Source organism: Microbacterium sp. ISL-103, assembly GCF_018613995.1.
Classification (GTDB): domain Bacteria; phylum Actinomycetota; class Actinomycetes; order Actinomycetales; family Microbacteriaceae; genus Microbacterium.
Window position 1 is genome coordinate 1 of the sequence record NZ_JAGGPD010000358.1, and the last position, 3,280, is coordinate 3,280.

Annotated in this window: 3 protein-coding genes and 1 pseudogene; 1 reads left to right on the plus strand and 3 read right to left on the minus strand. The window is 68.2% G+C overall.

Going from position 1 to position 3,280, the window contains the following annotated elements:
• The 3 genes and pseudogenes from J7E68_RS13220 to J7E68_RS13230 all read right to left on the minus strand — a co-directional run.
• A pseudogene (locus J7E68_RS13220) lies at nucleotides 1-588 on the minus strand (acetyl-CoA C-acyltransferase); the annotation flags it as partial.
• Nucleotides 589-661: 73 nt separating this feature from the next.
• The gene (locus J7E68_RS13225) at nucleotides 662-1,855 is read right to left on the minus strand and encodes a ribonuclease D (protein WP_215173310.1); all 1,194 of its coding nucleotides are present in this window, start codon (nucleotides 1,853-1,855) and stop codon (nucleotides 662-664) included.
• Nucleotides 1,848-2,429, minus strand: a complete 582-nt coding sequence (locus J7E68_RS13230) for a DUF3000 domain-containing protein (RefSeq protein WP_215173312.1) — start codon at nucleotides 2,427-2,429, stop codon at nucleotides 1,848-1,850. Before J7E68_RS13230 ends, J7E68_RS13225 begins: the two co-directional genes overlap by 8 nt.
• Nucleotides 2,430-2,517: 88 nt before the next feature.
• On the opposite strand from J7E68_RS13230, the gene J7E68_RS13235 reads away from it, so the two are divergent.
• On the plus strand, nucleotides 2,518-3,280 hold a 763-nt coding region (locus J7E68_RS13235), incomplete at its 3' end, for an alpha/beta hydrolase family protein (RefSeq protein ID WP_396652504.1).

The following is a 3,280-nucleotide window of genomic DNA, read 5'->3' on the forward strand; positions in this document are numbered from 1 at the left end:
GAGATCGGGCTGGATATTGCCCGCGTCATACGCTTCCTGCACCTTGTGCTGGCTGGCCATGCCGAACCGAGCCGAGCGCTCCTTCGTCAGGTGCGGGAAGCGATCGAAGATGCGCTCGGCCGTGACACCCATGTTGAGGGCGCCGGGGTCGACCATGCGCTCCGCGACGAAGCGCGGGTTGGGGTCGGCATTCCCGCCGATGGGGTGGTGGCCCATGTGCTCGACTCCGCCGGCGAGGGCGAAGTCGTACATGCCCACGCCGATCGACGCGCCCATGGTCGTCACGCTGGTCATTGCACCGGCGCACATGCGCTCGACTGCCAGGCCGGGGACGGTCTGCGGGAGTCCTGCGAGGATCGCCACCGAGCGGCCGAGGGTGAGTCCCTGGTCGCCCGTCTGGCTGGTCGCGGCGATCGCCACGTCGTCGATGCGATCAGCCGGGACGGCTGCGTTCCGCTCCATCAGGCCGATGGTCGCCTTCACGGCGAGGTCGTCTGCGCGGGTGTTCCAGTACATGCCCTTTTCGCCGGCGCGCCCGAAGGGGGTGCGCACTCCATCGACGAAGAAGACGTCCGAGATCTCGGCCACTCTGCCTCCAAGTTTGTGCGGTGGCCTCAGTCTATGGAGCGCCGGAAACCGGGAGGAATCGGTTGGATCGAACCTACGAAGCGGGTGCGGACGCCTCGTCCGGCGTTTGCGCCGCCTCTACAAAGGCAGCGGCGATCTTCTGTGCAGTCTGTTCAATCTGCCACGGGCGTGCGCCGAGTGCGGCGAGGGCTTCGCCGATCGCCTCGGGCGTGGTTCCCGGCACATCCCACGCCACACGGCGAAGGTGGTCGGGGGTCAGCAGGTTCTCCGTGGGCATCCCCAGTTCTTCGGCGGTCGCCTCCACCACCGGCCGAGCGGCCTTCAGTCGCGCATCCGCCTCGGGGTTGCGGTCCGACCATGCGCGCGGCGGAGGGAGCGTATCGCTGGGCACGCGCTCGCGAGGAAGCTCCTGCGTCGCGCGGCCGTCGACCATCGCCTGCCACCAGCGGTCGAGCTGGGAGCGGCTCGCGCGGCCCTGGAAATCCTTGATGCCTGCGAGTGCCTGTTTGCTCTGCGGATTCGCCAGCACTGCGGCGATCAACGACCGATCTGGAACGAGGCGACCGGGCGACACGTCCTGGTCTTGCGCGAAGGCCTCGCGAGCCTGCCAGAGCGAGCGGGCCACCGCGAGGTTGCGCGCGCCTCTGACCTGGTGCAGCCCGCTGAGGCGTCGCCAGGGGTCTTCGCGGGGAGGCTTCGGAAGACGAGAGAGCGTGGCGGCGAACTCCTCGGACGCGAACTCGGTCTTGCCCTGTTCCTCGAGCTCCGCCTGCAGCACCTCGTACACGTCGATGAGGTGGAGCACGTCGAGAGCCGCGTACTCGAGCCACGCCGCCGGAAGCGGGCGTGTCGACCAGTCCGCTGCGGAATGCTCCTTCTTCAGGGTGATGCCCAGCGCGTTCTCGACGACCGCGGCGAGTCCGACCCGCTCGTGTCCGAGCAGACGCGATGCGAGTTCGGTGTCGAAGATCGACGGCGGGAGGAGTTCGAGCTCACGCAGCGACGGAAGATCCTGGCTCGCCGCATGGAAGATCCATTGCACGTCGCCGATCGCCGCCTGGAGTGGGCTGAAGTCGCCGAGCGGCGGCGGATCGAAGAGGAACACCCCCGCGTCACGGCGGAAGACCTGCACGAGGTAGGCACGCTGGGAGTAGCGGAATCCGGATGCCCGCTCGACGTCGACGGCGACAGGCCCTGTGCCTGCGGCGAGTGCGGCGCACGCCGCATGGAACTCCGAGACGTCGGAGATCACGGAGTATTCAGTCACGTGCTGCCTTTCGCGCGCCGATCACGGCGATGCCCTCGGAACCGGGCGGAAGACCCGCCAGCATCCCGACCAGTTCGACCCATGCCTCGACGTGCGGTCGGAACGGGCCCTCGGGTGTCCAGGACGCCCTCAATTCTATCTGCGCGCCGTCTCCTTCGACCGCGAGCCCTCCGAACCCCTTCGACAGCGTCTTCGTCGATGTGCCGGATGCGGAGTGATAACCCGCGTCACGAGAATCGAGTGCGTCCACCAGCCACGACCAGGTGACGTCCGCGAGGAGTGGATCGGTGCCGATCTCGGTCTCGAGCGGAGCCTGCGCGAAGATCACGATGCGCCAGTCGCCGTCCCACGCCGCGGGGTTGTCCGGGTCGTGCAGCAGCACGAACCGACCGGTGCCGTATGCAGACTCCCCGTCGTCGTCTGGGCGGACATCGGCGGCCAGGGCCAGGGCGTGCGGGGCGAGGCCTTGAGGGGTGGGGATCTCGCGGATCGTGATGTCTGCGCGGAACGCGATATCACGCAGCTCAGCCACGGCGGCGTCGAAGATCGTCCCGGCATCGGGGTGTGCGGTCACGGCAACAGGCTAGAGTCAGGAAGCGATGAAGAGTCTCAGGCACGCCGTTGCGCTCCTTGTCCCTGGATTGGTCGCACTCGGGGCGGCGATGGCGTTGCTCGTCTTCAGCGTCGCACGCCGGGTGGTCCTCCCGGCGAAGCGACCGGCCAACACCGAGATCCTCGCGGTCGACACCGGTGCGCAGACGATCGAGCTGACCCGCACGCTCGACACCGAGCTTCCGGGACGCTACGGACTCTTCACCTCGGGCACATACGGCTATGTGAAGCTCGGCGCGGTGCTCAGCGCCGACGCCACGACGGTGCGCCGCAAGCTGCTGACCCAGATCGAGCCCGGTGCGCGGGTCGACCGTGATGCGGCGTTCAGCGGCTGGTACTACTCGACGCCGAGCGAACTGCACCTGCGGTCCGAGAATGTCCTGAGCGGTGCGCCTGCCGGGCCCTGCCCCGCGTGGCTGTTCCCCGCCGAGTCGTCCATCTGGGTGATCCAGATCCATGGTCGCGGCGTGACCCGCGCCGAATGTCTACGCGCCGTGCCGGTGCTGCACGCCGCAGGGTTCCCGAACCTCGTCGTGTCCTACCGCAACGACGGAGAGGCTCCGCGCAGTCGCAGCGGCGCGTATTCTCTGGGGGCCGCGGAGTGGCGCGATGTCGATGCCGCGATCTCGTACGCGCTTCGTCACGGCGCAGAGCGCGTGCTCCTGATGGGATGGTCGATGGGTGGTGCCGTCGCACTCCAGACGGTGCTGAATTCGGGCAACCGGGATCGGATCGCCGGTCTGATCCTCGAGTCTCCCGTGATCGACTGGCGCAGTGTGCTGCGCTTCCAGGCTCGACAGGCGGGGATGCGCG